The sequence below is a fragment of the Hyphobacterium vulgare genome (assembly GCF_042643335.1).
Classification (GTDB): domain Bacteria; phylum Pseudomonadota; class Alphaproteobacteria; order Caulobacterales; family Maricaulaceae; genus Hyphobacterium; species Hyphobacterium vulgare.
On sequence record NZ_JBHRSV010000028.1, the window covers coordinates 191,264 to 214,494 of the forward strand.

General features: G+C 65.5%; 23 protein-coding genes. 11 read left to right on the forward strand and 12 right to left on the reverse strand.

Features of this window, described 5'->3' with window-relative positions; genetic code table 11:
• The 3 genes from ACFOOR_RS13345 to ACFOOR_RS13355 are packed head-to-tail and all read right to left on the reverse strand — an operon-like array spanning position 1 to position 3,170.
• Positions 1-1,101, reverse strand: coding sequence for a DegT/DnrJ/EryC1/StrS family aminotransferase (locus ACFOOR_RS13345; protein ID WP_343163085.1), 1,101 nt, complete (start codon positions 1,099-1,101; stop codon positions 1-3).
• On the reverse strand, positions 1,085-2,044 hold the full coding sequence (locus ACFOOR_RS13350) for a hypothetical protein (RefSeq protein ID WP_343163086.1): 960 nt from the start codon (positions 2,042-2,044) through the stop codon (positions 1,085-1,087). Before ACFOOR_RS13350 ends, ACFOOR_RS13345 begins: the two co-directional genes overlap by 17 nt.
• On the reverse strand, positions 2,037-3,170 hold the full coding sequence (locus ACFOOR_RS13355; protein WP_343163087.1) for an ATP-grasp domain-containing protein: 1,134 nt from the start codon (positions 3,168-3,170) through the stop codon (positions 2,037-2,039). Before ACFOOR_RS13355 ends, ACFOOR_RS13350 begins: the two co-directional genes overlap by 8 nt.
• A gap of 170 nt (positions 3,171-3,340) precedes the next feature.
• On the opposite strand from ACFOOR_RS13355, the gene ACFOOR_RS13360 reads away from it, so the two are divergent.
• From ACFOOR_RS13360 to ACFOOR_RS13385, 6 genes are all read left to right on the forward strand, one after another.
• Positions 3,341-4,108 carry a glycosyltransferase family protein gene (locus tag ACFOOR_RS13360; protein ID WP_343163088.1) on the forward strand — a complete coding sequence of 256 codons (768 nt, stop codon included), beginning with the start codon at positions 3,341-3,343 and terminating at the stop codon, positions 4,106-4,108.
• Positions 4,109-4,200: 92 nt separating this feature from the next.
• A complete protein-coding gene (locus tag ACFOOR_RS13365) occupies positions 4,201-5,580 on the forward strand; it encodes a cytochrome ubiquinol oxidase subunit I (RefSeq protein WP_343163089.1) in 1,380 nt (459 codons plus the stop codon).
• Between the two features lie 2 nt (positions 5,581-5,582).
• Positions 5,583-6,599, forward strand: a complete 1,017-nt coding sequence (gene cydB / locus ACFOOR_RS13370) for a cytochrome d ubiquinol oxidase subunit II (protein WP_343163090.1) — start codon at positions 5,583-5,585, stop codon at positions 6,597-6,599.
• Positions 6,600-6,793: 194 nt separating this feature from the next.
• On the forward strand, positions 6,794-7,579 hold the full coding sequence (locus ACFOOR_RS13375) for a glycosyltransferase family protein (protein ID WP_343163091.1): 786 nt from the start codon (positions 6,794-6,796) through the stop codon (positions 7,577-7,579).
• A 92-nt stretch (positions 7,580-7,671) separates the two neighbouring features.
• Positions 7,672-10,401: a hypothetical protein gene (locus ACFOOR_RS13380; RefSeq protein ID WP_343163092.1), complete on the forward strand. Its 2,730-nt coding sequence runs from the start codon at positions 7,672-7,674 to the stop codon at positions 10,399-10,401.
• A 277-nt stretch (positions 10,402-10,678) separates the two neighbouring features.
• Positions 10,679-10,927: a cold-shock protein gene (locus ACFOOR_RS13385; RefSeq protein WP_343163093.1), complete on the forward strand. Its 249-nt coding sequence runs from the start codon at positions 10,679-10,681 to the stop codon at positions 10,925-10,927.
• Here ACFOOR_RS13385 and ACFOOR_RS13390 read toward each other — a convergent pair.
• The 3 genes from ACFOOR_RS13390 to ACFOOR_RS13400 are packed head-to-tail and all read right to left on the reverse strand — an operon-like array spanning position 10,911 to position 12,812.
• Positions 10,911-11,360, reverse strand: a complete 450-nt coding sequence (locus tag ACFOOR_RS13390) for a flagellar basal-body protein FlbY (protein ID WP_343163094.1) — start codon at positions 11,358-11,360, stop codon at positions 10,911-10,913. The two genes, ACFOOR_RS13385 and ACFOOR_RS13390, sit on opposite strands and share 17 nt — an antisense overlap.
• The gene (locus tag ACFOOR_RS13395; RefSeq protein ID WP_380214776.1) at positions 11,357-11,692 is read right to left on the reverse strand and encodes a rod-binding protein; all 336 of its coding nucleotides are present in this window, start codon (positions 11,690-11,692) and stop codon (positions 11,357-11,359) included. Before ACFOOR_RS13395 ends, ACFOOR_RS13390 begins: the two co-directional genes overlap by 4 nt.
• A 4-nt stretch (positions 11,693-11,696) precedes the next feature.
• On the reverse strand, positions 11,697-12,812 hold the full coding sequence (locus tag ACFOOR_RS13400) for a flagellar basal body P-ring protein FlgI (RefSeq protein ID WP_343163096.1): 1,116 nt from the start codon (positions 12,810-12,812) through the stop codon (positions 11,697-11,699).
• A gap of 252 nt (positions 12,813-13,064) precedes the next feature.
• Here ACFOOR_RS13400 and ACFOOR_RS13405 point away from each other — a divergent pair, with 252 nt between their 5' ends.
• Positions 13,065-13,478 carry a flagellar assembly protein FliX gene (locus ACFOOR_RS13405; RefSeq protein ID WP_343163097.1) on the forward strand — a complete coding sequence of 138 codons (414 nt, stop codon included), beginning with the start codon at positions 13,065-13,067 and terminating at the stop codon, positions 13,476-13,478.
• A 139-nt stretch (positions 13,479-13,617) separates the two neighbouring features.
• Positions 13,618-14,055 carry an RNA polymerase-binding protein DksA gene (dksA, locus tag ACFOOR_RS13410; protein ID WP_236954331.1) on the forward strand — a complete coding sequence of 146 codons (438 nt, stop codon included), beginning with the start codon at positions 13,618-13,620 and terminating at the stop codon, positions 14,053-14,055.
• Between the two features lie 67 nt (positions 14,056-14,122).
• Here dksA and ACFOOR_RS13415 read toward each other — a convergent pair whose 3' ends face one another.
• From ACFOOR_RS13415 to flgF, 6 genes are all read right to left on the reverse strand, one after another.
• Positions 14,123-15,682 (reverse strand): hypothetical protein, encoded by a 1,560-nt coding sequence (locus ACFOOR_RS13415; protein ID WP_343163098.1) that lies wholly within the window; start codon positions 15,680-15,682, stop codon positions 14,123-14,125.
• A gap of 104 nt (positions 15,683-15,786) precedes the next feature.
• Complete coding sequence (locus ACFOOR_RS13420; RefSeq protein WP_343163099.1) at positions 15,787-17,325, reverse strand: hypothetical protein; 1,539 nt, start codon at positions 17,323-17,325, stop codon at positions 15,787-15,789.
• A 157-nt stretch (positions 17,326-17,482) separates the two neighbouring features.
• Positions 17,483-18,343, reverse strand: coding sequence for a flagellar basal body L-ring protein FlgH (flgH, locus tag ACFOOR_RS13425; RefSeq protein WP_343163100.1), 861 nt, complete (start codon positions 18,341-18,343; stop codon positions 17,483-17,485).
• A gap of 16 nt (positions 18,344-18,359) precedes the next feature.
• Positions 18,360-19,283 carry a flagellar basal body P-ring formation chaperone FlgA gene (flgA, locus tag ACFOOR_RS13430; protein WP_343163101.1) on the reverse strand — a complete coding sequence of 308 codons (924 nt, stop codon included), beginning with the start codon at positions 19,281-19,283 and terminating at the stop codon, positions 18,360-18,362.
• A gap of 11 nt (positions 19,284-19,294) precedes the next feature.
• Complete coding sequence (gene flgG / locus ACFOOR_RS13435) at positions 19,295-20,080, reverse strand: flagellar basal-body rod protein FlgG (RefSeq protein ID WP_343163102.1); 786 nt, start codon at positions 20,078-20,080, stop codon at positions 19,295-19,297.
• A 19-nt stretch (positions 20,081-20,099) separates the two neighbouring features.
• A complete protein-coding gene (gene flgF, locus ACFOOR_RS13440) occupies positions 20,100-20,819 on the reverse strand; it encodes a flagellar basal-body rod protein FlgF (RefSeq protein WP_343163103.1) in 720 nt (239 codons plus the stop codon).
• 284 nt (positions 20,820-21,103) lie between these two features.
• Between flgF and ACFOOR_RS13445 the strand changes: the two genes are divergently transcribed.
• Genes ACFOOR_RS13445 through ACFOOR_RS13455 form a run of 3 tightly spaced genes read left to right on the forward strand, consistent with a single transcriptional unit; the run spans position 21,104 to position 23,229 of the window.
• Positions 21,104-21,697 (forward strand): flagellar basal body-associated FliL family protein, encoded by a 594-nt coding sequence (locus ACFOOR_RS13445; RefSeq protein WP_343163104.1) that lies wholly within the window; start codon positions 21,104-21,106, stop codon positions 21,695-21,697.
• Between the two features lie 3 nt (positions 21,698-21,700).
• Positions 21,701-22,840 (forward strand): flagellar motor switch protein FliM, encoded by a 1,140-nt coding sequence (gene fliM, locus ACFOOR_RS13450; protein WP_343163105.1) that lies wholly within the window; start codon positions 21,701-21,703, stop codon positions 22,838-22,840.
• Positions 22,837-23,229 carry a DUF6468 domain-containing protein gene (locus ACFOOR_RS13455; protein ID WP_343163106.1) on the forward strand — a complete coding sequence of 131 codons (393 nt, stop codon included), beginning with the start codon at positions 22,837-22,839 and terminating at the stop codon, positions 23,227-23,229. Before fliM ends, ACFOOR_RS13455 begins: the two co-directional genes overlap by 4 nt.
• Positions 23,230-23,231: the final 2 nt, after the last annotated feature.

Genomic DNA, 23,231 nt, shown 5'->3' on the forward strand with positions numbered 1-23,231 from the left:
CTAGCCGTATTGCCTTCCGCCATTCGCCGCTGCGCCGGTTAAGACATTGCTGACGATCGCTGCACTGCGTTCGATCCGCGCCTCATCGGCGCGGTCATCGACCCAGAGATTGAGGATGCCGCGCTCGATCGCCTCGCCACCGGGGTACTGACCCCGGTCGCCGAAGAAGGGGGCGCAGGAGGGGTACCAGCAGCTGGCGTCGATCCCGGCTTCGCGCAGGGCGGTGGCGGCGGCATCGCGGACATCGCTTGTCAGCATCAACCCGTAGCGCCAAGGCACGCCCGCGCCGGTCCGTTTCAGGGGCGTTCCCATCCCGGCAAAGGCCCGGTCATAGGCTTTCGCACGCTCGCGGCGGCCGGCGATTTCCGCGTCGAGGCGTTCGACTGCCGAAAGGATCAGCCCGGTCTGCCCCTCGGCCAGGCGGTAGAGGTAGAGACCCGGTTCGGCCCGGCAGACCGCCCCGACCCATTCCTTCGCCTCCGGCGAGCCATCCCAGACCGATTGCGCGGCGTAATAGGTCGACCGATAGGTCTCCGCCCACGCCGAGGCCTTCGGCGACTTTTCCGGCAGGGCGTCGGCCTTGCGCTGCATCGCGGCAGCGAGAACCGGATCGCGCGTCAGCGCCGCGCCGCCTCCGCCCGCCTCGACGATCTTGGTGTGCCCGAAACTCAGGATCGTGACATCGCCATAGGTGCCGATGCCGTCAGCCCCGAGCGCCTGTGCCGCGTCCTCGACCAGGAAAACGCCAGACCGGTCGCAAGCCGCGGCGATGGCCGGCATGTCCGCCGGTTCGCCATAGAGATGCGCCGCGAGGACGCAGAGAATGTCGTCCCGCTCCGCCAGCAGTTTCGAAAAGGCTTTCGGGCAGAGATTGCCCGTCTCCGGATCCGTATCGCAGAAGACCGGGTTCAGCCCTGCATGGATCACGACCGCCGGCGGGCTGGTGCAGAGCGTCACCGGCAGGATGACGCCCGTGCGCTCAGGTGCGCGCTCGGCGAAGGCTTTCAGCGCCAGCCAGATCGCCGCCGCCCCCCGTCCGGTCAGCACGCAATGGGGCCGGCCGGTCAGGCCGGAGAGCCGGGATTCAAGCCGCGTCCGCATCGCGTCCCAGCTCCTCTGCGATCCGGTCACCCAGCGCACCCAGCGTCGTGAAGGTCAGTTCGCGGCACTTCGCCGCCGCCGTCTCGGCGAGCAGGCGCAGCGTCCGCGTCATGTTCTCAAGGTCGAACGACAACAGGCCATGCCCGCCCATCGGCGCGAAGTCCGGCATCAGCGCGCTCGGATGCGTTACCGCCACCAGATAGGGGGCTTCAGAGACCAAACTGTCCATGCCACAGGCAACAGCTTCGGTGCGGTAGGACAGGTCGAGATATCTGAGGAAGGGTTCGGCATCGTAGTCGGCCTTCACCTTCAGCATCGACATCGGGATTTCGATCACGTCATGTGCAGGGCTCCCCGGCACGCGGTGATCGGACTTCGACGGGCGGTAGGCGGTTCGTGGCGTGTCGAGCCAGTCGATCGAGCGTTCGCCATCGATGCGCTTGCGGCCTGACATGGCGGTGGAATCGTAGGGAATGCCGCAGGCATCGAACGCCGCCATCAGCCCGGTCGAGCCATAGGCCTCCCCGATCCGCCCGCAGCGCGGCTCGAACCCCAGCGCCCGCATGTCGGCGATCGCCGCCTGCATCGCGGTCAGGAGGGCAGCGTCGTCGGTTTCCTGCTCCCAACCTTCATCCTTGCGGCGATAGAGGTGAGGGTGCCAGGCGATTTCGTCGCCGCGGGCGCGCAAATCCTCGAACAGGCCGCGGTGCTGCTCCAGCAGATGTCCCGGCCGCCCGTAAATGTCGGCGATCTGGTTGTCGACGCGGACAAACCACGTCACCGGAATACCCGGCGCGAAGACGTCGAGCGCGGCGCGGATCGCCGGAACCCCCTCGGAAATGCCGCGCCAGCTGAGGCGCGTCCGCGCATTCGAGGAGGAAATCGACTCGTCGAAAATATCCGGGTCGAGGTCAAACGTCAGCGCTGCGGGAAGCTCACGCATGGGCCTGCGCCACGGACCGTACGGGCCGCGTCACGAAGTCGAGGGTCTCATAGAAGCCGTCGAGCGTCGCCTGCGCCGCGCTGGCGGTTTCGCCGCGTACGGCGATCGCGGCGACCCGGTCCGCGCCGGAGCGCAGCGGTTCGACGGTGTCGCCAATCCCTTTGAGCCGCATCGCGAACAACGTGTCGGCGTGGCGGGTGACCCGCTCCCAGCCGTGAACGGCTTCGAGCCGTCCCGGTTCGACCTTCGGGAAGTCCAGCACCGCCCCGCGCAGCGGCGTGTCCGGTGCCCCGAACGTCTCGCCCAGAGCGAGCGCCAATTGCAGGCCGAGCGTATCGACGCCCGTCACCCACGGCACGATCTCGGCGAAGACGTGGAAGCCCGCGCCGCGCGCGGCGACCTCGACGAGGTGCGGCCCGCCGTCGGTCATCATCAATTCCATGTGCACCGGCGCGTTGTCGATGCCGAGTGCAGTGACGGCGCGCGTGGCGACGTCGGTGATCGCGGCCTGTTCGGCGGCGTCGCGCCAGGACGGGAAGTGAATGCGCGTGTCGAGCAGGAAGGGCGGACCTGTGCGGATCTTGTCGCTGATGCACATCAGCCGGAACACGCCATTCTGGACGAAGCCTTCGACCGCGACTTCGCGGCCCGGCATGAAGCGCTCGACCACGACCGGCGCACCGCGGGTCAGCGCCTTGGCGGCGAGGAAGGCGGCGGCGACCTGTTCGCGCTTGCCGACATAGGAGACCCCGCGCGATCCCGCACCGTTGGAGGGTTTCACCACGCAGGGGCGGCCGATCCGGTCGAAGGCGGCGATCGCCTGGTCCGGCGTGTCGCAGCCATGAAATTCGGGGGAGGGCAGTCCGGCCTCGGCAAAGCGCGTGCGCATGACGAGCTTGTTGGTCACCGCTGCCGCCGAGGCGACAGGCAGGCCCGGCAGGCCCAGCGTTTCCGCGATCAGCGCCGTGGCGGGCACGCCCGCTTCCGTCGCGAACACGGTCACCGCGTCGATGGCGTGGCGCTTTGCGGCTTCAAGACAGGCCTGGCGGTCGAAGATATCGACCGGTTCGAACACGTCGCACAGCGGTGCGCCGGCGGCGCTGGTGTCCCGGTCGCAACCGATCACGAAATGACCATCCGCCTTCGCGCGCCGAATGGCGGGAAGTTGAAACGCTCCGGCGCCTATGAATAGGATTCGCGCCAAGCGCGGCCCCCCAAAGTGAGTCGGTCCAGTGGACCAGTTGGGGGTGATCCGGGTTAACGATTTCTCACGGAGTCTGCTCCGGGAAGGCGATTATGACCGTCACGGCGATTATCCAGGCGCGCATGACCTCCTCGCGGCTGCCGGGCAAGGTGTTGATGCCGGTCCTCGGAGAACCGCTTCTGCTCCATCAGCTTCGCCGTCTGCAAAGGGCGAACACCATCGACAGGATGGTTCTGGCCATCACTGAGAAAGCCGCCGACGACCCGCTCGAGGCGTTCGCGAAGCGTCAGGGCCTGCCGGTGTTTCGCGGGTCGGAGAACGACGTACTCGCCCGCTTTGCCGGCGCCGCGGAGACCTGCACCCCGGAAGCGGACGTGATCGTGCGCGTCACCAGTGATTGCCCCTTGATGGACCCTGGCATCGTCGACAGCCAGGTCGGCTGGTTCCTCGATCATCGCGATGACTACGACTACGCGACGGTCGGCCCGGAGCTGCGCCTGCCGTGCGGGACCTCGGTCGAGGTTTTCACACGTGAGGCGCTGATGACGGCGCACGCAAAGGCCGTCACGAAGCATGACCGCGAGCATGTCACGCCGTGGATCAAGAACCCGGACAATGGCCTGCGGAATGGCATCACCCCGATCGACATCGACGCGCCGGACGTGCGTCTCTCGGTCGACGAGGAAGCCGATTTCGAGGCCGTATCCGCCATCATCGAGGCGCTTTACCCGGTCAATCCGGACTTCACGCTCGGTGATGTGTTAGCCTTCCTGGAAGCCCATCCGGAGATCGCCGCGATCAACAGCGACGTGACGCAGACCACCGGCCCCTATGCGGTCAAGCCGGTCCGGGCGAAATAACCCTACGCCGCGTGCGAGATCACGCGCCGCATGGTGTCCGCTGACGGATCATGATTTAGAGGAAGCTAAAGCAGACGCGCGAGAGGCACGCCATGGAATTCGACGCCCTGTTGCTGTCGCGGCTCCAGTTCGCCTTCACCATTGCCTTCCACATCATCTTCCCGTCCTTCACGATCGGGCTGGCGAGCTTCCTCGCCGTGCTGGAAGGGCTGCATCTCTTCACCAAGCGGGAAAGCTTCCGCACGCTCTACCGCTTCTGGGTGAAGGTGTTCGCGCTCGCCTTCGGCATGGGTGTCGTCTCCGGCGTGGTCATGAGCTACCAGTTCGGCACCAACTGGTCGGTCTTCGCGGATCAGACCGGCAGCGTGCTGGGGCCGCTGCTCGGATATGAAGTGCTCACCGCCTTCTTCCTCGAAGCCTCCTTCCTCGGCATCATGCTGTTCGGCTGGAAGCTGGTCGGACCGCGCCTCCACTTCGCCTCGACCGTGATTGTCGCGCTCGGCACGCTGGTCTCGGCCTTCTGGATCCTGTCGGCGAATTCCTGGATGCAGACCCCGCAGGGTTTCGCCATCGAGGACGGTCGCTTCTTCGCGACGAGCTGGATGGAGGTGATCTTCAACCCGTCCTTCCCGTCGCGTTTCGCGCACATGGTGACGGCAGCCTACCTCACGACCGCGCTGGTTGTGCTCGCAACGGCGGCCTGGCAGTGGATCCGCAAGCGCCCGGGCGAGGAAGTCACCATCATGGCGCGCATGGCGATCCTGACGATCGCCGTCCTGGCTCCGGCCCAGCTCCTCATCGGCCACGAGAGCGGCACGGTCGCGCACGAATACCAGCCCGCCAAGGTCGCAGCGATGGAAGGCTGGTGGGAGACCCGCCCGGGTCAGCCGACCCTGCTCTTCGCCTGGCCGGACCAGGAGAACGAAACCAACCATTTCGAACTCGGCATTCCCGGCCTTGGCAGCTGGGTGGTCGCCGGTGACGCGTCGGCCGAACTTGAAGGACTGAACGCCTTCGCCGCCGAGGACCGGCCGCCGGTCTTCATCACCTTCTGGGCCTTCCGGGTCATGGTGGGTCTTGGGCTGCTGATGATCGCACTCGGCTTGTGGGGCGCCTGGACATGGTGGCGCGGTACGACGCACAAGGCGAGCCTGCTGCACTGGGCTGCGCTCGCCATGGGGCCGTCGGGCTTCATCGCCATCCTGGCAGGCTGGATCACCGCCGAGGTCGGGCGCCAGCCCTATGTCGTCTACGGCGTCCTGCGCACAGCTGATGCCGTGTCCCCTGTCGAGGCAGGACAGGTCGCCGCCTCGCTGCTCGTCTTCATGGTGGTCTACGCCATCGTGTTCAGCGCCGGGGCGCTGTTCATCCTACGCATTCTCGGAAACGGTCCGGAAGCGGAAGGCCGTGACCACCCCGAACCCCAGAGCGCGCCTGCCGATGCGCTCGCCGCCGGCGCACAGGAGAACTGACCATGGATCTCCCTCTCATCTGGGCGATTATTATCGCCACGGCGGTAGCGCTCTACGTTCTGCTCGACGGGTTCGATCTCGGCGTCGGGATTCTCTTCCCGCTGGCCAGTCCGAAGGAACGCGACACCATGGTCGCCTCCATCGCGCCGGTCTGGGACGGCAACGAGACCTGGCTGGTGCTCGGCGGCGGCGGCCTGTTCGCGGCCTTCCCGCTCGCCTACGCCATCATCATGCCGGCCCTCTATCTGCCGGTCGGCATCATGCTGACCGCGCTCATTTTCCGCGGCGTCGCCTTCGAATTCCGCGCCCACGGCCGCAAGTCCGGCAAGAAATGGTGGACGGTGGCCTTCGCGGCCGGCTCGACCGTCGCGGCGATCGCGCAGGGCTTCGTGCTCGGCGGCTTCCTGCAAGGCATCACGATCGAGGGCCGCAGCTTTGCCGGCGGCCCGTTCGACTGGCTGACGCCCTACACCCTTCTGGTCGCGGCAGGACTCGTCGCCGGCTACGCCCTGCTTGGCGCAGCCTGGCTGGTGTTCAAGACCGATGGTGAATTGCAGCGCCGCGCCCGCGTCTGGGTCCGGTCGCTGCTCGTCGGCGTCGCGATTGCGCTCGGTGCGGTCAGCCTCGCGACGTTGTCCCTCGGCGGCGACATCATTGCGCGCTGGGGTGTGTCGCTCGAAGGTGGACTGGATCTGGGCCAGTTCGCGAAATTCGCGGTCATCCCGATCCTCGGCGCGATTGCGTCGCTCGCAATCTGGCGCTTCGCGATGAAGGGTCCGGACTACATGGCCTATCTCGCGACCGTCGGCGTCTTCCTTTCCGGCTTCGCCGGGCTCGCCGTCTCGATCTTCCCGCACATCGTGCCGTTCAGCATCACCGTTCATGAGGCGGCGGCGCGGGACAATGCCCTTTCCCTCATGCTGGTCGGGACCGTCGTGCTGTTGCCGATCATCCTTGGCTACACCGCCTATGTGTACTGGATTTTCCGCGGAAAGGCCGAGGCCGGTGCCTATCACTGAGCGCCGCAGGAGGCTCGCCAGGCGGCTGGGGTGGTTCGCCCTGTTGTGGGTCGGTAGCCTCCTGGTGACCGGTGCGGTGGCCTATGCACTGCGCGGCCTTCTTCTGCTCGCGCAATAATCCGGTCCGCAGGCGGACCTTTACCCCTCGTTAGCGCTCCGGCGCGACACTTCGCTTGGCAACGGCGGAGGGGGAAATGTCGCTCGCCGTAATCGTTCAGGCGCGCATGGGGTCGCGCCATGTCGAGGGCAAGATCCTCGAAGCGCTGGGGGAGCGCAGTGCGATTCTGCGCTGTCTCGACCGGTGCGCTCGCATTCCGTCCGCCGGCCTCGTCGTGGCGGCCATTCCCGATATCGAAAGCGATGACGAGCTGGCCGAGGAAATCCTCGATTCCGGCTACATGCTCGTGCGCGGCCGCGAGAATGATGTGCTCTCCCGTTACGCAAAGGCGGCACGCGAAGCCGATTGCGAAACCGTCATGCGCGTGAACGGCGACAGCCCCTTCATCGATCCGGAGATCTGCCAGCGCGTCGTCGATCTCTACGCGCAGTCGGGCGCGGACTATGCCGCCAACACCATGCCCGCGGCCTTTCCTGACGGTCTCGACTGCGAGGTGTTCTCTGCCCGCCTGCTGGCGCGTGCCGATCGCGAAGCGGAATGGGCCCGCGACCGTGAGCAGGTCACGCCCTGGATGCGAAGCCATCCGGAACTGAGAACCGCCAATCTCACCGGCCCCGGCGGGGCGGTCGCCCGCATGCGCTGGACGATCGACTATCCCGAGGATTTCGGCTTCTGCGCCGCGATCTATGCCGAGCTCGGGGAACGCGCGGCGGAGGTCTCGGCCGCCGAACTCGTGGCGCTGTGTCTGCGCCGCCCCGACCTGGTCGCGATCAATGCCATGCATGTCGATCCGGAGCGGACGGCCGCCTCCGAGACGGCCGCAATCGTCACCGAGCCGATGTCGTTGAAGCTCGCCGTCTGATCGCTTTGGCTGCAGGCAATTAACCGGCTTTCTCAACGCTTTCCTAAGGCGTCCGCGCGACACTGTTCCTTCATGGGCGAACGGAGTTTTCCGTGGCGGACATTATCGGCTTCGATCTGACGGCCCTGCAGGGCTGGTATCAGGCCAAGAACGCGGTGCGTCTGGCGAACGCATCTCCGCGCCCGTCCGGCGCCTCCACCGGCAATGGCCAGCAATCCTCCAGCGCGTCCGCGGTTCTGCCGCCCTGGGACGTGCGCGGTGAGATTGCCGACGCCGAGAGCCTGTCGCGCAAGGCGTTGGCGACCGGCATATTCTTCGAGAAAAATCTCGGCAGCTTCGCGGATCTTGACGCGCCGGATGACTACAAGAACCTCTTTTCCATGTATCAGGGCCTGCGGCGCATGCACGCGCTCGCACTGGAAGCGGCCGACAAGACCACGACAGACACCCGCCGCAACTTTCTCGACAACCGCTTCGCGCAGGGCTTGTCGCAGTTCGAGGATGTCTTCAACGAACTCGATCTCGAAGGCGTCACTCTTCTGAAGGGCGAGCAGCTCTCGAAGGTCGAGAGCGGTGTCGCGATCAATCGCGGCACGTCGGAATATACCACCGGCATCATTCACACCGGAGATTTCGACGCCGAGGTCGCGAGCCTGACCGGCAATGTGCAATTCACCGTCTCGGTCAAGAAGTCGGGTACGACCCAGGATATCAACATCGATCTCGCCGATATGGGCGCGACCGTTCGCAACCTCGACAACATCGCCGCCCACATCAACACGCAGCTCGAGGCCGCCGGCATCCTGACCCGGTTCGAGCGCGTGAAGATCGGGGAGAAGGACGACAGCGGCGTCATTCCCGGAAACGATTTCGGCTTCCACATCCAGGGCGTTCTGACCGAGCAGGTCAGCTTTTCCACCTCGACCTCTTCGCCGGCGGTCTATCTCGCAGGCGTCACGGGAATCGGCGAGGACAGCGCCGGCCAACTCGTCCGCCTGACCGATCTCGGTTCCGGCACGCCGGTGGTCGACTATACGCGCCGCATCGAAGCCACACCCGACTCGACCGAGACCACGAACGATGCCGGCGAGACCAAGACCACGACCGAGACCAATCCGCTGACCGTCCGGGCCACCGCCGTGTCGAGCGATGGCGGGGTCTATGTCGTCGGTGAGACCGCTTCTGGCATCGAGGGGCAGACGATCAAGGGCGAGACCGATCTTGTCCTGCAGAAGCGCGACTCCACCGGCCGGGTGGTCTGGACGCGCACGCTGGGCGCCGCCGGTGAAGCCGAAGGCGCGTCGATCGCCGTCGATGCCTCGGGCAATGTCGTCGTGTCCGGCACGGTCAAGGGCACGCTGGGAACCACCACGAATGTCGGCGGCGAGGACAGTTTCGTCGCGAAATACAATACTGCCGGCGTCGAGCAATGGCTGCAGCGTTTCGGCGGCACCGCGGACGACCGCACAACTTCGGTCACGCTCGGCAGCGACGGCACGGTCTATGTCGCGGGCGAAGCCAAATCGGGCTTTGGCGACACCGCCCATGCCGGCGGCGCGTGGGACGGATATGTCCGGGCGATTTCCGAAGACGGCACGCATCAATGGACGCGCCGCGTCGGCGATACCGGCGAGGAGCGCGCCAAGGCGATCGCCGTCGCCGACGATGGCGGCCTGCTGGTCGCCAGCGAGGAAGATGGCCGCGCCATCCTGCGCAAATATTCCAGCGCTGACGGCACGGGTGCGGCGCTCTGGGAAACCGATCTCGGCGATCTCGACGGCGGGCGCATCGGCAGCATCGCGGTCGACGGAACGGATATCTATCTGACCGGCGCGGCGGGGTCCGCCTTCGCGCCGTCCGCGCCGCTCGCCGCCAATGCCGGCGGACGCGACGCCATGGTCGTGAAGCTGACCGACGGCGCCAGCGCCAGCGTCGCCTGGACGACTTTCATCGGCTCCGATGCCGACGACAGTGCCGCCGCGCTTCAGGTGTCCGGCGGCAAACTCTACGTCTCCGGCAAGACGACGGGCAGTCTGCCGGGCTCCACTCTCAACGGAACGCGCAACGCCTTTGTCGCCGAAATCGACGGCGCGACGGGCGGGCTTGGCTGGACGCAGCAGATTTCCGGTCGCGGCGGTATATCCGAAGCGACCGGTATCGCCGTCGACGCCGAAGGCGACAGCGTGCTGTCCGCGCTCGGCCTGCCGCGCGGCGCGCTGACCTATTCCGACTCCCGTGTCGTCACCGACCGCACCTCGGTGCGCGATGGCGACCATTTCTTCATCTCGGTCGATGGCGGGCGCCGCAAGAAGATCACCATCGACAGCGACGACACGATCCGGTCCCTGACCTTCAAGATCAACGCCGCGCTCGTGCTCGACGGCACGGCCGATGTGCGCCGGTCGTCTGCGGGCGACCAGCTGCGCATCACGCCGAAGGAAAACGTCACCATCGAGCTCTTCTCCGGTGTGGAGGGGCGCGACGCCCTCAAGGGCCTCGGCATTCAACCCGGCGCGGTGCACAAGAAGCCGTCGCTGCTGAACGCGGACACGACCTCGGATGCGCCGCCCCTGTTCGCGCTCGGCCTGCCGGCCACGATGAAGCTCGACACGCGCGACAAGGCGGCGACTGCGGTCAAGGCGCTCGAAGAGGCGATGAGCGTGATCCAGCGGGCCTACCGTGACCTGACCACGCCGCAATCGGTCAAGGATTTGCTGAACGGCAACAAGAAGGGCAAGGGCGGCGGCACGGTTCCGGCCTATATCCAGGCGCAGTATGCGAATTATGCGGCCGGCCTGTCCCGCCTGACCGGTGGCGCATAGCCGCTACCCGCTGAAACATGAATTGCCATTCAGGTTTCAACTTCCCGCCGGAAACGTGTCACCTTTCTGCCCGAATGCGCGCCTAGATCGCGCCCATCACCTGATCGAGGCGTGGTTGCGCCCGGAACAGGGCGCGTGATGGCTGCCGGGAACGGTCAGCAGCGCCTGTCGTTGAGAATACGAGACAGATTCGGACCGGCGCCCTGAACCGTACGGCGTGTTGGGCCGTAAGCCGTTTAGCGGGTGCGTTTGTGTCATTCATGCCGGAGCACGGGTCATGCCCCACGGAACCGTAAAATTCTTCAATGCCGATCAGGGCTTCGGTTTCATCACGCCGTTTGGCGGCGGGCGCGATGTCCTGGTCCAGGCCACGGAAGTCGTACGCAGCGGTCTTGGTGAATTGCTCGTCGGTCAACGTATCCGGTTCGAGATTGCCGACCGTGGACACGGACACGGCGACGAAGCCGTCGAGCTCAGCCTGATGGCCGCCAACGAGGACGACGGACGGCTCAAGCGGTTCGGTTGACCGCCACGGCAGGGGCTCCCGCCGTCCTGGGCGAGGGCGAAATGCCCGGCCCGTATCCATTCAGAGTATCGCGCTGGCGTCCCGCCTCTTCGGCGACCGAACGGATCACGCCTTCCGTCAGGACGCGTAGCGTATCGACCGCCATGCCATTGGCATGAAGCGCTTCGGTAAAGCGCTCCGTCACCTCTTTCAGCGTCCGCTTTGCCGTTTCCGGAATTCCGGCGAGACGTGACGGGTCTTCCTTCACCGCGCCGATCTCGCGCCGGTAGAGCGTCGCAAGGCGCGTCTTTTCGTGCTGGAAATCCTCGGTGTCGAGCGGCCGCCGCGCATTGAACAGCGCGGTTTCCTTCTCCAGCAATTCGGTCAACCGCCGCGTCAGGCGGATCAGGGCGTCGGCGCGTTCGCCAGGCGTGTCGGCTGCAAGCGTGCTCATGCGTCGCCTCCCGCTTCCTGGTAGCGCAGGATTTCGGTGGTGAGATTGTCGCTGAGGCCCAGCCCGCCGGCGCGGGCCATCACCTTGGCGTATTCCTCGTTCAGCAGGCCGCGAAACGCCTGTTCGCCCGATCCGCCGCCGAACGGATTGTTCTCACCGACGCCGGTGAACATCTGCTCGAGTATCTGCGACAGGAAGAAGGCTTCGAACTCTTCCGCGACCTGGCGCGCCTCGGCTTCGTTGGCGACCTGGCGCATTTCCGGCGCGCGGCCACTGCCGCGTCCCGCCAGGACCTGGGCCAGTTGTGCGTCGGCTGAGGGCATACCGGTCATCGTGTTACAGGACCTCGATTTCGGCCTGCAGGGCCCCTGCAGCCTTGATGGCCTGCAGGATGGCGATCATGTCGCGCGGGCTGACGCCGAGTGCGTTGAGCCCGTCGACGAGATCGCGCAGAGAAGCACCTTCCTCCATCACGCCGAGCTGGGCCATGTCCTCGACGACATCGACCTGGGTGCGCGGCACCACGACAGTTTCCCCGTCCGACAGCGGGCCGGGTTGGCTGACCTGCGGGGCCTCGGTCACGGAGATGGTCAGATTGCCCTGCGCAATGGCAACGGTGGACACGCGGACATTCTCGCCCATCACGATCGTGCCGGTGGATTCGTCGATCACGACGCGGGCGGGCAGGTCGGGGCGGACGCGCAGCTGTTCAATCTCGCTGATCAGCGCGATCATGTCGCCTTCGAAATAGTCGGGACGGCTGAGTTCGACCGTGGCGGGGTCGGTGGCCCGGGCGGCGGTGGCGCCGAGATAGGCGTTGATCGCCTCGGCCATGCGGCTGGCCGTGGTGAAGTCCGGATTGCGCAGCGCCAGGCGGATGCTCGGCAGATTGGCGATGTCGAAGCGCAGCTCGCGCTCGATCAGCGCGCCGTTCGAGATCCGGCCTGACGTCGGCACACCGCGAGTGACGCTGGCCGCATCGCCGCCGGCATCGAAGCCGCCGACCGCAACCGACCCCTGCGCCACGGCATAGACCTGCCCGTCCGCGCCCATCAGCGCGGTCGCGATCAGCGTGCCGCCCTGCAGCGACTGGGCGTCGCCGATAGCCGACACCGTCACATCGATCCGCGAGCCGGCAGTGGCAAAGGGCGGCAGGTGGGCAGTGATCATCACCGCCGCGGTGTTTCGGGTATTGAGATTGGCGTCGCGGGTATTGACGTCGAACCGCTCCAGCATCGCCGACAGGGACTGGCGGGTGAAGGCGGCATTGCGGAGCGAATCCCCGGTGCCGTCGAGGCCGACGACGAGGCCGTAGCCCACCAGCTGGTTCTCCCGCACGCCTTCGACATCGGCGATGTCCTTGATCCGGGTCTGGGCGTGGGCCGGAAGGGTCAGCACGAAAACCCCGGCGATGGCCAGGGCGAGGGCGAGGATGGGTTTCGCAAGACGCATGGTCGGGTTTCTCCCGTGGATCCGGAACATGCTCTGCGAAGTGCGTGCCATCGCGGGTGTGACGAAAAACCAAGGAAAAACAGCACTGAAGCCGTTCAGGAGCCGGTCGGACAGGGCGGCAATATCCGCCGCTCCGCGCGCAATCCGGCAAATTCTGCCGCCTCGCGCAGCGCGCGTTTAGCCCCTGTTAACGCGGCGCACGTCAAGGCTTCAAACGAGGCATTAACCATTGAACGGCGACACTGACCCGCGATGAAAATCACTGGCCCCCGTCCGACCGAACAGACCAGCGCGGCCCGCCGCAAGGGCGGTTCTTCCTCGTCCGGAGACGGCTTCTCGATCGAGACGCCGCAATCGGCACGTGCCGCCGTCGCGACGAGCAGCGCATCGGCGCTGGGGTCGGTCGACGCGCTTCTGGCCCTCCAGTCGGTCGGCGATTTCCGCGAGGCGAAGAAGCGGGCCACCGAACGGGCGATGAGCCTGCTCGACGTGCTCGACGATCTGAAACTGGCCCTGCTGGAAGGCGGAGTGCCGCGCCAGCGCCTGGTCGCCCTGATGGATATTCTCAAGAGTCGGCGGGATGAAACCCAGGATCCGCGTCTTGAGGCGATGCTCGACGAAGTCGAGGTCCGTGCAGCCGTCGAATTGGCCAAATACGACGCCTGATCTTCCTGTTTTTGTTGACGTATTTGTGACGGCACGAAGTATGCGTGCAACAGCGCCTGCGCGTTGACTTGAAGCGCTGCGTGACTTATTCCCGCCCCGCCTCACGAGGGAGGGGCGAGAGTCGAAAGGGGAGAGGACGATGACTTCTGCGGTCAAGGAATCCCGGATCGAGCTTCCGTCCGGCTACATGCCGAGCTCCGACGAGCCGTTCATGAATGAACGCCAGAAGGAATACTTCCGCCGCAAGCTGATGGCCTGGAAGGAAGAAATCCTTCGCGAGAGCAAGACGACGCTGTCCGTACTTCAGGAAGACATGGGCACCCAGCCGGATCTGGCGGATCGCGCCTCCACCGAAACCGACCGGTCGCTGGAACTGCGCGCCCGTGATCGCCAGCGCAAGCTGATCGCCAAGATCGACTCCGCGCTGCGCCGCATCGACGAAGGCACCTACGGCTATTGCGAGGAGACCGGCGAGCCGATCGGCGTCGCCCGCCTCGACGCCCGCCCGGTCGCGACCCTGTCGATCGAGGCCCAGGAACGCCACGAACGCAACGAGCGCGTCCACCGCGACGACTGATCCGCTCCGGCGTTACGAGATTTCAAAACCCCCGGCCATCGGCCGGGGGTTTTTTTGTTCAGCACTCCTAACGCAAGTCCGGTGCGTACAGACCGAACTCCCGCATGCCATTCCCGCGCAGTATCGTCATATGCGCGACCGTCACCCTTCCGGTTTCGCGTGAAAACTCGAGCGGATAATAGGCTGCGACCTGGCGGTTCAACGTCAGCGAACATCCGGACAGATTGATCCCGGAATAGAGATTGCCGCTGATCGTGCACAAATCGCCTGTCGGCGGCCGGTTCGGCGGCACGTCGGGAATCTCGCCCGAAATATCGCCGGTCTCGGAAATCACGACGCGGGGCCGGTCCGGGTCGAACGGCGCGCGATGGCTGTGGGTCTCTTCCCGAACGACATACTCGCCGGCAATCGAGACGTCCGTCATCGAACGGGTCATGACGGCGCGCTGCGTGTCTTGACGGTGCGCGAGCGTCATCATGCCGTCGCTCACGCTGATGGTGGCTGAAAAGCCCTCATCGTTGTCGAATTCGACATCGGGTGTACCAGCGATGGAAATGATCGCATCACCCGGACTGGCGACGAAGGTTCCGGTCGACTCGATCGAATATCCGGCTGACCGGCCCGGATTGTAGTTCGATGAGTAGAGGATGTAGCGGCCGTCAGGGGTCAGCCTGAGGGACATTGCCGTATCGCGCCGCCCGGTCCGCCAGATTCCCGTAACCGCGATTGGTTCACCCGACACGCCGTCGTCAGTGACCGCGACGGACGTACTACTCAGACTGCCGATGTCGGTATCCGACAATTCGTCGAAACGAACCCAGAGCCGGACGAAGGCCGGGGCGAGGGGGATACGAGACCGGGCGCGATCCCTGACGACAATGCTGAAATAGGCGATTTCGTTGGTGGCCAGCGACAGCGGCACGGCGGCGCCCCGCGAGGTCAGACAGGCGCCGTTCGCATCGGACCGGCAGGCAAGAACGTCCAGGTCTGCGAATGCCTCGAGATTGAAGATCAGGTCGGCGGACTCACCGAGATTTATCGCTGCAACACTGGCAAGGCCGATTCCCGTTTCCGGATCGATGCGCAGGATGCCGTCGCCGCTCGGGGTGACGATCACGGGAAGGATGTCCGCGGGCGCCCGCTCGCCGAATCCGAAAATGTCGAGGAGGGCGGCGTCTGTACTCAGTGCCGATGAAACTGTCCCAGACGCTGTCTCGGTACAGTAATGATAGAAGTATGGCCCATAATTGATGACATCGCCGGTGCCGAACCAGTCGCTGTTGAACGCACCAGGCCGGGGCCGAATTCCGATGATGAAGTGCCGGGTGGTCCCTGCCGGCAAATCGAAGACCTGTCGTGTCTGGTTGAGCAGGAAAGCCCCGTTCTCATCGATTTCGTGCACGAAGAATTCGTTCGGAGGCGTCAGTTGCGACGGGTTCATCCGGATCGTGCAGTTCGCCGCAACCCCGTCCCCCGCATTTGTCCAGGCCATGAAAACGGTTGCCCAGTCATCTGCCGCGACCGACCGGGACGACGGCAGGAAGGACCGCACAAGCAGCTCCTCCTGAGCGTAAGCCGATGCGCCGAGCCACAAGCCCAGCAAAGCCAGTATCAGAGTTCTCGTCACCGCAGCCTCCAGTGCCGTTGCTGCCGTGCAAGTATAAGTGATCGATGGAGTGCTCTGAAACCGTAAAATGCCCCGACTGATCGTCGAACAGCGGCGATCTCGTCTTAACGCAGGCTCGGCGCGTGCAGTCCGAATTCGCGGCGGATCGTGCCGTTGTCGAGGACAAGGTATAGCGAAAGTGCGCTTTGCGAATCCGCGCTGTCCTCGATGACGTGGAGGCTGGCCGAGTGCCCTGCGCCGGCAATGGCGCAACCGTTCAGTGTCACCGGCCCGCCGATGGAGCCGGTAATGGCGCAGGTCCGCCCCCGGTCTGCGTAATCTGACAGGGAGTCGATGAAGCTGCCGGAAATCTGTCCGTTCGCCGTAACTGTCACGCGCGGATAGTTCGGGTCGAGCGGGGCGGAGATCGAGCGGCCCTCGGGAATGCCGATATATTCGCCTGCCAGGGCCGTCGGCAGGCTCGCATCAATCTGGAATGCGCGATGCTGCACGCCGGTCTGCCGGATCATCAGGCCGTCGGAACGTCGGACCGTGGCGGTAAATCCGGTGTAGGTGGGAAATTCGGCGTCGGGCGTCGCTGTCAGCGAAAACGCATCGGCAGTCGCGGAGACCGTGTAGCGGCCCATCGACACGGCGTGGAACCCGGCCTGCTGTCCGGCGACGTGAAACGACATGAATGTGATGTAGCGACCGTCCTCCTGCAGGTTCAATATGTTGTTTCCGTAGTCGGAACCGAACCGCCATTGGCCGACAACAGAATCCAGGGGCTGGTCCTGACCCAAATCCGTCAGGGCGATCGAGGTTCGGTTGCGCGTGCCGGAACCGCCCTCGCGAACCTCGTCGAAATTGGCCCACAGCCGGGCCGTCGCCGGCAGGAAGGGCGTGCGGGTCGTCGGGCCGTCCGTGACGAGAATGCTGATCAGCACGCTCTGCCCTGTCTCCATCCGGAAGCTCAGCGTCTCGGAGCGCGGCGCAAGGCAGGTGCCGCTGCTGTCGGTGAGGCAGGCCAGCGCCTGCATGTCGGCGATCACATCCATGCTGAATGTGACGTCGGCAGGTGAGCCGGCATTGATCGCCGCGATCGCAGCGACGCCGCGGCCGGTCTGCGGGTTGATCCGCACCACGCCGTCGGCGGTTGGTGAAACGATCACCGGGATGATGTCGGGAGGACGCCGGTCGCTGTGAACGGAGAAGTTCAGCACCGAAACGCTGTTCTCGACAGCTTCGACCGCCAGGCCAGGCGCGCCGCATACCGCATAGACGGCACCGCCATACTCGATCGATGTGGCTCCGCCATCGAAATGGTGTGCCGGCGCGCGAAGGCCCAGAAGGAAGTGGCGGGTCTGCCCCCGATCAAGCGAGAACGCCTGATAGCGTGTCCCCGGAATGATCGCGCCATTGATGTCGATCTCGTTCAGATCGATGTCTGGCGTCGGTCCCTGCCAGAGACCGTCCCGGCCAATTGCGCAACTGGTAAAGTCGACATCGCCGGAATTCGTCAGCGCCACGAACACCGTGCCCCATTCACCGACATAGATCGTACGCGTTGCCGGAAGGTAGGAGCGCAGCAATTGCGCCTGCGCCAGGGCGAAGGCCGGGAAGGCCATGGCGAACGCAATCGCAATCAGGATTGGCCGGAACATGACGCACTCCGTGTATCTTTTCGAACCGCAAGCCTAGATCAGTTTCGGGGGCCGGGCCATCAGAATCCAAAAAATACCCCTGCGACCGAAGTCGCAGGGGCCAGGTGCGCCACTTGGGTGGTGGGCGTGTACCGGCGGTGCGCCGGGATTCGTGAAATCAGAAGGGCCAGAGGATGTCGTAGATTTCCTGGCCGATGCCGGGGCGCTGGACGTCGGAGATATGTCCGCGCCCGCCATAGGAGATGCGCGCTTCGGCGATCTGGGTGTGGCGGATCGTGTTGTCCGAATTGATGTCTTCCGGGCGCACGACGCCGGAGATCAGAAGCTCGCGGATCTCGTTGTTGATCCGCACTTCCTGACGGCCCGCAATGACCAGATTGCCGTTCGGCAGGGTCTGGGCCACGACCGCGGCGATCGAGAGGTTGATCGTCTCCGCGCGGTTGACCGAGCCGGTGCCGTTCACGCCGCTCGACCCGCCGAAGCTGGTGATCGAGGACGGGTCGATCGCGTCGTTGAAGAAGGATGACAGTGCCGCTTCCCCGCCGAGGAAATTGGTCAGGTCGCTGTCCGCGTTCGAGGTGCGGTTCCGCGAGGTCGTGTTCTGGACCTGCGCATTGTCGGCAATGTTGATCATCACCGTCAGGATGTCGCCCGGCGCATTGGCGCGCGGATCGCCGAAGAAGGTGCGGCTGCCCGCCGCCCACAATGAATTGCGGCCGCCGCTGGCCTGGGCGTTGGCCTGCCGCTGCGCACGCGACGGGCTGTAGTCCGGCTGGGCATAGGGCGCGATCTGCTGCGCCTGTTGCGGCTGATAGGCAGGCTGTTGCTGCTGATAATAGGCCGGCGGGACCTGGTATTGCGGCTGGCCATAGGCCGGGGCGCCGCCCGCGAACAGGGCCGGATTGTTGATCGGCGACAGGTCCGGCGTATCGCCGACTTCCGACAGGCGCTGCGCCGTGGCGCAGGCGGTCAGGCTGGTGCCCATCAGGAGAATGGCGAAGAGGCGTTGGGCGTTCATCGGTGTTCCCCCCGGATCAGGATGCGGTGCCGCCGGAGACGACCCGGGCGCGGCCCGGACCCTCGACCATGGCTTCCACGGTGCGGTTCGATTGCAGGTTCACGAAGCGGGCGATCTCGTCCGCCCCGGCGTTTTCCAGCGCGCGGGCCCGCGCCGTCAGCGTCATGCCCGGCACTGTGAAGACCAGCGCGACGATCTCGCCGCGCGCGACCACGACCGGCGCCTGCAGGTCATAGCCGCGGACCGGCTCGCCGGGTCTGAGGGCGCGGCGCGCCGCCATGTTCTCCATCGCACCGGCATCCATCACCGCGTCGGCGCGGATGCGATCGGCGCGGACGGGGAGCCAGTCGATGTCGGCCGGTTCGATCACCTCGCCGGCGGAAATGTGACGCGTCAGCACCGGGACGAGCGCCGTGGCATAGGCCCGGCCGGTCACACGCACCGGCTGGCCGCCTTCATGAGTGACGATCTCGGCGGTGAACAGCCCGCTCGACGTGTTGTGTTGAAGGTTGGCGACCTGAGGCAGGCCGGTCGCGCCGGCCGGGGCGTGAAGGCTTTGCGTGCCGGAGAATTGCACCTCGTACTCGTCGCCGGTGCGGGCAAAGAGCTCCGCCGCGACCAGTTCGGTGACGAGATCCATGCCGATCATGCGGCTTTCGCGGGTGACCGAGATCCGCCGGACGCCGCTGGCATTGGCCCATTCATAGCCGTGGCGCGCGGCCATGTCCCGGACATAGCCGGGGTCGATCGAGCCGCGCTGGCCCGGTTGCGGCGCGCGGGTGATCGGCGTGTCCGCTGCCTCGCCCTCGATCCCGAACAGATCGCCCAGCGTCACCATGTCGCCATCGACCGTGATCGCGTCGCGCAGGATGACGGGCTCGTCCGCGAAGGCGGGCGCGCCAAGGAGGGTGGCGGCGAGAAGAGCGGCTCTGAAACTCATGATCAGCCTCCTCAGCGCAGGTTCGAAGACGCGGCGAGCATCTCGTCCGATGCGGTGATCACGCGGGCATTCATCTCGTAGGCGCGCTGCGCCTGGATGAGTGCCGTGATCTCCGACACCGAATTGACGTTCGAGGTTTCCACGAAGCCCTGACGGATCAGGCCGAAGCCGGGCGATCCCGGCGTGCCACCGGTTGCCGAGCCGGAGGCCGCGGTTTCGAGGAAGAGATTGTCGCCGACCGCTTCGAGACCGGCCTCGTTGAAGAAGTTGACCAGTTCCAGCTGACCCACGACCTGCGGCGTCGGATCGCCGTCGAGGATCGCCTGCACCTGGCCCTGCTGGTTGATTGCGACATCGCGTGCGCCCTGCGGGATGGCGATCCCCGGCGCCACGGTATAGCCGTCCGTGGTGACGATCTGACCGTCCGGGCTGGTCGCGAAATTGCCCGCCCGTGTGTAGGCGTCCTCGCCCGAGGGCAGCTGGATGCGGAAATAGCCGCGCCCGGAAATCGCCAGATCGTAGCGGTTGCCGGTCTGGATCAGATTGCCCTGTTCGGTGATCCGGTAGGTCGAGGCCGCCTGTACACCGAGACCGATCTGCACCCCGGTCGGGACGATCGTGCCGGCATCCGACGAGCTGGCGCCCATCCGGTCGACATTCTGGTACAGCAGGTCCTGGAATTCGGCGCGCTGGCGCTTGAACCCGGTCGTGTTCATGTTCGCGATGTTGTGGGAGATGACTTCCACATTCATCTGCTGGGCCATCATGCCCGTCGCGGCGGTGGTGAGCGATCGCATGGCGTTTGCTCCTCGTTCTCTAGACGCGGCCGAGGCGTTCGATCGCCCGGCGGCTCAGTTCCTCGCCCTGGGACAGGACGCGGGACACGGATTCATAGGCGCGCATCGTCTCGATCATGCGCGTGAGTTCGACGACCGGCTGGGTATTCGACTGTTCGAAATAGCCCTGCCGGACCGAGGCGTCGGAAAGATCGGCCTGCATCCCGTCGGGTGCGGCGTAGAGCCCGTTGCCGAGCTTTTGCAGCGCGCCGCGCTCCTCGAAACTGTAAACGCCCAGCCGGGCGATCTCGGCGCCGTTCTGGATGATCGCGCCGGTGGACCGGATCTCGACCGGACCTTGCGCAATGTCGATCAGGATCGGTGCGCCGCCATCATCGAGCACCGGTGCGCCTGACGTGGACACTAGCAGCCCTTCGGCATTGGTCTGGAAGCGGCCGTCGCGGGTGTAGCGCAGATCGCCGTTCTCGGTTTCGACGGCGAAGAAGCCGTCACCTTCGATCGCGGTATCGAGCGGCCGGCCGGTGAATTCCAGCTCGCCCGGCCGGAAATCGCGGCCGACACCCCAGTCCTCGACATATTGCAGGCGCTGCGGACCGTCGTCCGAGCGTGCGCGGTTGGCCGGATTGGCCTCGAGCAGCAGCATCTCGGCCTGGAAGCCGGGCGTATTGGCGTTGGCGATGTTGTTGGCGAGCACATCCATCTGCCGACGCAGGGTCAGCTGACGGGAGAGCCCGATCATGAAGGCGTTTTCCATGGCGCGTCCGTCCGTTCATTGACGTTCGGTGTGTTCCGGCCCCGTCTGACGCGGGACTCGTCAGTCACGTTGCACCGACTGTGCCATAGTTAATTGTGAGTGTTTTCAATTACTTGCTGATACCGAGCCCCCGGCGGAGCCTGCCGCCCCGGCAGCTTCGCCCCGGCAACTGGGCAAAACCTGCCGGGAAGGGGTGTTTGCAAACTCCTCGTTAACCGGAGCGGACGTTAATCCTTGAGCAGGGCGAACAGCCTCTCGCGGAGCGTCGAATGGCCAAGAAAGACAAGCAAAAGCCGGAAACCGAAGCCCCCGAATCCGGAGCCGGATCCGAGGAGGGCGCGGAGGGCGATCAGCCGAAGAAGAAGGGCGGCATCATGAAGCTCGCCCTGTTCATCGGCCTGCCGGTCCTGATCCTGGCGCTGGGCGGTGTCGCGGCGATGCTTCTTCTCGGCGGCGGCGGTGACGAGGCTCAGGTCGCCGAGGCCGGAGAGCATGGCGAAGTGGCTGACGATCATGGCGGCGGAAGCGGTCACGGCAGTGGCGGCGGCGCGGCCGAGCACGCCTATTTCTATGAAATCCCGCAGATGCAGATCACCATCCAGAACGGGTCGGGCGGCTTTGCGCACGTCCAGATCACCTTCTCGCTGGAAATCTCCGACGAGGATCTGGCGCACGATCTCGACGAGAATCTGCCGCGCATTCTCGACCAGTTCCAGGGCTTCCTGCGCGAGCTGCGCCCGGAGGATCTGGCGGGCAGTGCGGGCGCCGAACGCCTGCGCCTTGAACTCTTGCGCCGCGTCAACCTCGTGATGGGCGAGGGGCAGGTGCGCGCCGTGCTCATCACCCAGTTCGTGATCGCATAGTCCATGGCTGATACCGCAGAGACCCAAGCCCAGGCCGAAGAGGACATGGCCGCGACGGCAGCCCCGGCAGATGCCGGAGGCTCGGACGGAGAGGACGAACTTTCCGCCGAATGGGAATCCATGGTCGGTGAGGAGGCGGGCGGTCAAAGCAGCGCCGCCCACGAGCGGATTCTCAATCAGGACGAGATCGACTCACTGCTCGGCTTTTCGGTTTCCGACGATGACGGCAGCGACCGGTCCGGCATCCGCGCCATCATCAACTCGGCGCTGGTCTCCTACGAACGCCTGCCGATGCTGGAAATCGTCTTCGACCGCCTCGTGCGGTTGATGACCACCAGCCTGCGCAATTTCACGTCGGACAATGTCGAGGTGAGCCTCGACAACATTTCCTCGATCCGGTTCGGTGACTATCTGAACTCGATCCCGCTGCCGGCCATCCTGTCGGTCTTCCGCGCCAAGCAGCTCGACAATTACGGCCTGCTGACGGTCGATTCGAACCTGATCTACTCGATTGTCGACGTGCTGCTCGGCGGCCGCCGCGGCACGTCCGCCATGCGCATCGAGGGGCGGCCCTACACCACGATCGAGCGCACGCTGGTGCAGCGGATGATCGAGGTCGTGCTCGGCGATGCCAAGCAGGCCTTCGAGCCGCTGACCGAAGTCGATTTCACCCTTGAGCGGATCGAAACCAATCCGCGCTTCGCCGCCATCGCCCGGCCGGCGAATGCGGCGATCCTCGTGAAGCTGCGCATCGACATGGAAGACCGCGGCGGCCGGGTCGAACTGCTCCTGCCCTACGCCACGCTCGAGCCGATCCGTAAAATGCTGCTGCAGCAATTCATGGGCGAGAAATTCGGCCGCGACAACATCTGGGAAAGCCATCTCGCGACCGAACTCTGGTCCACCCAGATGGACGTGAAGGCCGTGCTCGACGAGCAGCAGATGCCGCTTGGCAAGGTGATGAACCTCAAGGTCGGCGACACGATCATGCTCGATGTCACGCCCGAAAGCACGGTCAAGCTGCGCTGCGGCGCCGTTCCGCTCACCAAGGGGCGCATGGGGCGTCTCGGCCATTCCGTCGCGGTGCGTCTCGACGCGCCGCTCACACCCACTGCCCGCAAAGCGATGTTGAAACTCACATGACCCTGGCTGCCCTGGCATTCGAAGGCATTGTCGCCCTGCTCCTGCTCGCTGCCGCCATCATGATGTGGCGGGTCGACCGCAAGCTGAATGCGCTGCGCAACGGTCAGGACGGCGTGCGTCAGGCGGTCGTGGCACTGGACGAGGCGACGGACCGGGCGCGCGCCAGCCTGGCCGCGCTCAACCGCGCCACGCATGAAAGCGGCGCTGATCTCGAGCAGACGGTGCGCGAAGCCCGCAAGGTCGCCGACGAGCTGCGCCTTCTGACTTCGGGTGCGGACCGACGGTCTGAGTCGATCGCTGGCGTCCGTTCGCCGCGCAAGCCGATCGGGGATGTCTTCCCGCAGGGCGGCCGCCCCAACGTGTTCTCTGACCTCAAGGATGTGCGCTGATC